This is a genomic window from Sulfitobacter sp. 1A12779 (genome assembly GCF_043557315.1).
Classification (GTDB): domain Bacteria; phylum Pseudomonadota; class Alphaproteobacteria; order Rhodobacterales; family Rhodobacteraceae; genus Sulfitobacter; species Sulfitobacter faviae.
Genome location: NZ_JBIFFU010000012.1, coordinates 93,771 through 100,671 on the forward strand (window position 1 = coordinate 93,771; position 6,901 = coordinate 100,671).

Annotated in this window: 6 protein-coding genes, 1 tRNA gene and 1 riboswitch; of the genes, 5 read left to right on the top strand and 2 right to left on the bottom strand. The window is 61.0% G+C overall.

Annotation, left to right across the window (positions count from 1 at the left end):
• Positions 1-71: 71 nt before the first annotated feature.
• Positions 72-1,358, bottom strand: coding sequence for an urea ABC transporter substrate-binding protein (urtA, locus tag ACGYLQ_RS14550; RefSeq protein WP_394443572.1), 1,287 nt, complete (start codon positions 1,356-1,358; stop codon positions 72-74).
• Between the two features lie 355 nt (positions 1,359-1,713).
• On the opposite strand from urtA, the gene ACGYLQ_RS14555 reads away from it, so the two are divergent.
• From ACGYLQ_RS14555 to ACGYLQ_RS14575, 5 genes are all read left to right on the top strand, one after another.
• Positions 1,714-2,793: a CobW family GTP-binding protein gene (locus ACGYLQ_RS14555; protein ID WP_394443573.1), complete on the top strand. Its 1,080-nt coding sequence runs from the start codon at positions 1,714-1,716 to the stop codon at positions 2,791-2,793.
• Positions 2,794-2,818: 25 nt separating this feature from the next.
• A riboswitch (cobalamin riboswitch) is annotated at positions 2,819-3,034 on the top strand.
• Positions 3,035-3,154: 120 nt separating this feature from the next.
• Positions 3,155-3,562: a DUF1636 family protein gene (locus ACGYLQ_RS14560; RefSeq protein ID WP_394443574.1), complete on the top strand. Its 408-nt coding sequence runs from the start codon at positions 3,155-3,157 to the stop codon at positions 3,560-3,562.
• Positions 3,559-4,341 carry an ABC transporter ATP-binding protein gene (locus tag ACGYLQ_RS14565; RefSeq protein WP_394443575.1) on the top strand — a complete coding sequence of 261 codons (783 nt, stop codon included), beginning with the start codon at positions 3,559-3,561 and terminating at the stop codon, positions 4,339-4,341. The genes ACGYLQ_RS14560 and ACGYLQ_RS14565 overlap by 4 nt, the downstream gene beginning before the upstream one ends.
• Positions 4,342-4,355: 14 nt before the next feature.
• Positions 4,356-5,291 carry an ABC transporter substrate-binding protein gene (locus tag ACGYLQ_RS14570; protein WP_394443576.1) on the top strand — a complete coding sequence of 312 codons (936 nt, stop codon included), beginning with the start codon at positions 4,356-4,358 and terminating at the stop codon, positions 5,289-5,291.
• A 54-nt stretch (positions 5,292-5,345) separates the two neighbouring features.
• The gene (locus ACGYLQ_RS14575) at positions 5,346-6,350 is read left to right on the top strand and encodes a FecCD family ABC transporter permease (protein ID WP_394443577.1); all 1,005 of its coding nucleotides are present in this window, start codon (positions 5,346-5,348) and stop codon (positions 6,348-6,350) included.
• A 214-nt stretch (positions 6,351-6,564) separates the two neighbouring features.
• Here ACGYLQ_RS14575 and ACGYLQ_RS14580 read toward each other — a convergent pair.
• Positions 6,565-6,641 (bottom strand) — tRNA-Met (locus tag ACGYLQ_RS14580).
• Positions 6,642-6,901 lie beyond the last annotated feature (260 nt).

The window sequence follows — 6,901 nt, forward strand, 5'->3', positions numbered from 1 at the left end:
ATGGGGCTTTCGGTGAGGGAGTGGTCAAAGCGGATGCCGGGCACGGCTGAGGACGCGCCCGGCGCTTGGGTTCAGTAGTTCGAAGTCAACTGAACGCAGGTCTCAGTCTCTCTGTTGTACATGCCGCATTCGAGGTCTTTCCAATCGGAGACCAGAACCGCCGATTCAGGCAGGAAATCCGTCCATGCATCGCCCGGCACTTCTTCGGTCTGGCTGATGATGTCGAATTGGCCGTCTTCGGTGATTTCACCGATCAACACAGGCTTGGCGAGGTGGTGATTGGGCAGCATGACAGCCGTCCCGCCGGTGAGGTTGGGGAATTCCTGCCCATACATCGCCGCACGAACCGCATCCACATCCGTGGTGCCTGCTTCGGTGACCGCGTTCACCCACATGTTGAAACCGATGTAATGCGCCTCCATCGGGTCATTGGTCACCCGGTCTTCGCCCATCGCCTCTTTCCAGGCAGCGACCCATTCGTCATTCTGCTCGGATTCAGCCGATTGGAAGTAGTTCCACGCCGCGAGGTGCCCCACGAGGTCAGCGGTATCGAGGCCCGAAAGCTCTTCCTCCCCGACCGAGAAGGCGACGACCGGAATGTCATCGGCAGAGATGCCCGCCGCGGCCAGTTCTTTGTAAAAGCCGATATTCGCATCGCCATTGATGGTTGAGATCACGCCCACCTGCGAGCCATCCGCCCCCAGTTCGACCACATCCGACACGATCGTGGACCAGTCAGAATGGCCGAAAGGCGTATAGTTGACGAAGATGTTCTCTTCGGGGATGCCCTTATCCAGCAGATATTGCTCAAGAATGTTGTTGGTGGTTCTGGGATAGACATAGTCAGTGCCCAGCAGCGCAAATTTCTCGACGCCCAATTCCTCAAGGAAATAATCGGTGGCCGGAATCGCCTGCTGGTTCGGGGCCGCACCGGTGTAGAACACATTGCGCGAGCTTTCCTCGCCCTCATACTGGACCGGGTAGAACATCAGGCCGTTCAGCTCTTCCAGAACGGGCAGCGCGGATTTGCGCGAGACCGAGGTCCAAGAGCCAAAGATGACATCCACCTCCGAGACGGTGAGAAGCTCACGCGCCTTTTCGGCGAACAGGGGCCAGTCGGAAGCCGGGTCGACGACGACCGCTTCGATCTCACATCCCAGCAAGCCGCCCGCGGCGTTCTGCTGCGCAATCAAAAGCTCCATCGTGTCTTTCAATGTCGTCTCAGAAATGGCCATCGTCCCCGAGAGGGAGTGCAGCACGCCAACCTTGATCGGATCGTCGCAGGCCGCAGCGGCGGCTGATCCTGCGAGCAGAAGGGCAGCGGTCGCCGTGACTGTGCGTTTGGTGGAAAATTTCATGACGGTATCCCCGTTTGGTGTGCGGAAAAGCAAAGACGCGATGATGCCTCTTCCACACAGCGTTTATTGTTATCGCGCGCGGATGCCCCCCTTGCCGGACAACTCCCTTGGCGCCGCCCCATAGCGAGGCCCCTGCAGCCTCAATTTCAGGGCGCGTTGCAACAAGCCCTAACCCAAGGTCGCTTTCTGCGGCGCAGCGACAACGCCCTTCGATTGGGCAATTTGAGGTGGAGCTGCCAAAATTTGGGCGCTGAGCGCATGGATTTGGCACGCGCGGGGCATCGGCCTACGGGTTGCACCACATATTGTGATGTTATAACGTTACCCAGATTATCCATAGCAGAGCCCGCAAACCATGCCCGCCACCGACAAACGTATCCCCGTCACCCTGCTGACCGGCTTCCTCGGCGCAGGGAAAACCACGCTGCTCAACCACATCGTCGCAAGCGAAGAGGCCCCCAAAATCGCAGTCGTCGTGAACGAATTCGGCGAGGCCGGGCTTGACCACGACCTGATCGAAACCGCCGACGAAGAGGTCATTCTCATGCAATCGGGCTGCCTGTGTTGCTCGATCAGGGGGGATTTGTCGCGGACGCTGCAAGACCTCAAGCGCCGCAGGCAGACGTGGCGCGTGCAATTCGACCGCGTTGTAATCGAGACGACGGGGCTGGCCGACCCCGGCCCCATTCTCCAGACCTTCTCGGCCGATCCCTATCTGGCCCGCAAATTCCGCGTGGACGGGGTTGTGACAGTCGTCGATGCCGCGAATGGGCCGGACACGCTGGATCAGCAGTTCGAAGCCGTCTCGCAGGTGGCGATGGCAGACCTGCTGGTGCTCAGCAAATCCGACTTGGTGACCCAGCAAGCGCTTGCCGCCTTTGAAGGCAGGCTGCGCGACCTCAACCAAACGGCGCGCATCATCAAGGCCGAACGCGGACTTATCCCGATTGCATCGCTCTGGGGGCTCAGCGGTATGCGGCGGGCGGTTGATGCGGGCAACGTTATGGAATGGCTCACGCCCGTCGAGAAGTCCGATCCGCTCGACAACCTCTCGGGCTTCGCCGCGCCCACGGCATCCGCCCCCATGATGCAAACCCACCAACATGATGCGCGGATCGGGTCGGCCTCCATCGTTCTAGACGCACCGATCCCGGCCGAGGCTTTCGACCTTTGGCTCGACACGCTGGTCAGGCTGCGCGGGTCCGATCTTTTGCGGGTCAAAGGCATTGTGCATCTGGAAGACGTCCCCACCCCCTTCGTCTTTCACGGCGTGCAGCATCTTTTCGACCCGCCCGTCCCCTTGCGCGACTGGCCAAAGGACGACCAGCAGTCCCGCATTGTCGTCATCGCCCGCGACATGACCAACCCCGAACTGAACCGGAGCCTCGATATGCTGCGCGCCCGGCGCGATGGGCCTGGGCGACAGGCGGGATAGCAGCTTGACCCGGCATGGCTCTTCGGCCACAGATTATGGCGATGGTTTCCAGCCGCCGCAGCGGCGTCTGGGATGAAAAGGGAATACGGTAAGGCAAGCAGCGCGCGCCGAAACCGTAACTGCCCCCGCAACTGTGAGCGGTGAGTGACCCCGACAAAAACCACTGAGCTTAAGGCTTGGGAAGGTTCGGGCGAGCGTCGATCCGCGAGTCAGGAGACCTGCCATCACCGGCACCGAGAGGGGCCGCAATTGCAACTCAACCCAGACGGGGTGTCTGGTTAGGAGAACATGATGGCGACAGGAAAACTCCCCTGCTGTAGAACATGGCTGCTCGATCCCCCGCGCGTTCGCGGAGGGCGACATGGATACGCATCAAAACCACAGGATTACGGTTTGCACCTCATGCAAACACAAAGGCACGGATTGCCGCCCGGGCTTTGACCTGATCCAGAGGCTGAGCGCCGCAATCGCGGCAGCCGGCGCGGCGATCCCCGAGGATTTCGAGGTCGCGGGCGTGGCCTGTATGGCGGGCTGCGACCGCCCCTGCACGGTGGCCTATCACGCCAGCGCAAAGGCGACCTACCTCTTTGGTGATATCGACCCTGACGAAGACATCGATGACCTTGTGGCCTTCGCCCGGCACTATGCCACATTGAATGACGGCTGGTGCTCTTCGCTGGACCGCCCCGGCAAACTGCGCAAATCCACCCTTGCGCGGGTGCCCGCAGCGATGATCGAGCTGAAACCCAGCCACCTGCGCGCCTCATGAGGGCCGCCGATCTTGCGGTAAAGGATGTAAGCTGGGCGCCGGGAAAATCGGGTCAGCCCGTTCTGCACCCTACGTCCTTTAACGTCGCAGCGGGTGGCGTTCTGGGCGTGCTGGGGCCGAATGGCGCGGGCAAATCCACCCTCTTGCGCCTGCTCTACCGTTTTCAACCGCCCCAGACGGGGTCGATCCATGTGGGCGGGCAGAATATCTGGTCCCTCTCCGCCCGTGCCGCCGCGCGGCGCATCGCCGCCGTCTTGCAAGAACAGACGCCGTCTTTTGGGCTAACGGTCTTGGAGATCGTCCGCCTTGGCCGCACGCCTCATCGCGCGGCGTTTTCGTCATCAAGCCGGAAAGATGAGCAGATCATCGATCGCGTCTTGGACCGGCTCAGCCTGCGCCCCCTCGCCGACCGCGATGTCGGCACCCTTTCGGGCGGGGAAAGGCAGCGCGTCATGGTCGCCCGCGCCTTGGCGCAGGAGCCGCAGGTCTTGGTCCTGGATGAGCCGACCAACCACCTCGATATACGCCACCAGCTTGAAATCGTGTCCCTGATCCGCGGTTTGAACATGACCATCGTCGTCTCGCTTCATGATCTCAATATGGCCGATGGCATCTGTGACGAGGTGCTGGTGCTGAAAGACGGCTATCCGCAGGGCTTCGGCCCGCCAAATACGGTTCTGACCGATGATCTCGTCTCAAAAACATTTCGCGTCGACGCGCAGCGCGAGCGGCTCACCCCCAGCGGCGCGGCGCGTTTCTTTTTTGCCCTTCCAGATTGAAACGGAAAACTCTTATGAAACTGATGCTCACCACCCTCGCCGCCCTGATGATCGCCGGATCGGCCTTCGCCCAGACCACCGTGCAAAGCTGTGACCGCGAAGTCACCTTCGATCACCCGCCCCAAGCTGCGGTCGCCAATGACGTGAACCTGCTTGAGATGATGCTCGCGCTTGGCCTTGCAGACCGCATGGTGGGCTATACCGGCATCTCGGGCTGGAACAAACTGGACCAAGAGATGACAGCAGGTGTCGCGGCGCTGCCGGAACTGTCGTCGAAATACCCCTCGCGGGAGGTGCTGATCGGGGCGGATGCCGACTTCTTCTTTGCCGGTTGGAACTACGGCATGAAGGTCGGCGGCGAGGTGACGCCGGAAACGCTCGCCCCCTTCGGCATTCAAGTCTACGAACTCACCGAAAGCTGCATCCATATCGGTCAAAAGGCCCCATCCGCGATGGAGGATATGTATAACGATCTGCGCAATCTCGGCACGATCTTCGACGTCTCCGATCGCGCCAAGCGCTTGATCGAAGGCTACCAAGCCGAACTCGACGCATTCCTAGCAGCGCTGCCCCCGCTTGAGACCGCCCCCCGGGTCTTTGTCTATGACAGCGGCGAAGATGTGCCCTTCACCTCCGGGGCCTATGCCATGCCGAACGCCTTGATCGAGGCCGCAGGCGGCACGAACATCATGAACGACCTTGAGAAAAGCTGGGCCACCGTCGGTTGGGAGGCCGTGGTCGCGCGCGACCCCGAAGTCATCGTGATCGTCAATTACGGCGAAGTCACCGCCGATCAAAAGCGCGCTTTCATGATGGAGAACCCCGCCTTCGCCGACATCGATGCCGTGCGCAACGACCGTTTCGTCGTGCTGGAATATGTCGAGGCCACACCCGGCCCGCGCAACATCGAAGCGGTCAAAACCCTCGCCACCGCGTTTCGGGGGCAGTGAGCATTCATGACGTTTAAACCGCGATCGATAGCGCCTCGGAAACCCACGCGGGGGGTGTGGATCACTTGCCTGTTCGGCATCGCGATCCTGCTGGCATCGCTGTCGATTGCGGTGAGCGTGGGGGCCGTCGTGGTCCCCGTCAAAACCGTCTGGGGCATCTTGGTCAACAAGGCCGCCCCCGGCGCCGTGGCCGTGGACTGGTCCGCCGGGCGGGAGGCCATCGTTTGGAACATCCGCCTGCCGAGGGCCATCCTCGCCTGTTTGGTCGGGGCGGGATTGGCGATCGTCGGCGCAAGCCTTCAGGCCGTCACCCGCAATCCGCTAGCAGACCCGCATCTGCTGGGCATTTCGGCAGGTGGCGCATTCGGCGCCATTCTTGCCCTACTGCACACGGGGCTGTTCCTCGGAGGGCTGACCGTCCCCCTGCTCGCCTTCCTCGGGTCGCTCGGGGCGATACTGATCGTTCTTGCCGTCACGCAATTCGCGGCCGCCACCAGCGCCGACCGGCTGGTCTTGGCTGGCGTCGCCGTGTCCTTCATCGTCATGTCCGCCGCCAATGTGCTGATCTTCCTTGGCGATCCACGGGCCACACATACGGTGGTGTTCTGGATGCTCGGCGGCCTCGGCTTGGCGGGATGGGACCAACTCATCTACCCCGCCGTGATCCTACTGGGTTGCGGCGCCTACCTCTGGTTCAGATCCGGCCACCTGAACGCCATGACCGTCGGCGATGAAACCGCCACCACCCTCGGCATCCCCGTGGCGCGTTTCCGGCTTACGATCTTTGTCATTGGCGCCCTGATCACGGGGGTCATGGTCGCTTTCTCAGGGGTGATCGGCTTCGTCGGCCTGATGATCCCCCACATCGTGCGCCTCATGGTCGGCGGCGACTACCGTCGCCTGCTGCCCATCTCAGCCCTATGCGGCGCGGTGTTCCTCTTATGGGCGGACATCGTGGCCAGAACCATCATGGCCCCCGACGATATGCCCATCGGTATTGTTACGGGACTGATCGGCGGCGTGTTTTTCGTCTGGTTGCTGCGGCGGCAGATACGGTGAGGCGCAGAACAATGAGAGACGCTCGAACCGGGCGCTGAACCGCTAACCCGCCCCTGTGCTAAACTCTCTTCCCTTCTACCAACACAAATAGTCCTCTTCGCAAAGCCGGCGGAATACGAATTTGAACAGGGGTAAAGCAAGGAGACATCCCCCCGAATGCAGAAAGACCCGCCGGCAAGGGCGGGTCTTTCTGAAAGCGATACTTCGCTAATATTGGTTGCGGGAGTAGGATTTGAACCTACGACCTTCAGGTTATGAGCCTGACGAGCTACCGGGCTGCTCCATCCCGCGCCAATGCCCTCCGTTTAGACTTATAGCGCGGGAGCTGCAAGCGCATTCGAACAGAAAAAGGTAATTTTTCTTGAGATTTTTCCTGGCACGCTTAACGTTCGCGCCGCCAAAGTTCGAAGGCCGCCGGAAAGCCCCCTCAAACACAAAACCGCCGCAGCATTGAGCTGCGGCGGTTTTGTTAATCTGATCATCGTCGAGAGATACTGTAGTCTAGGAACTTATTAGGTTTGGCGATGACCTACTCTCCCACGTCTTAAGAC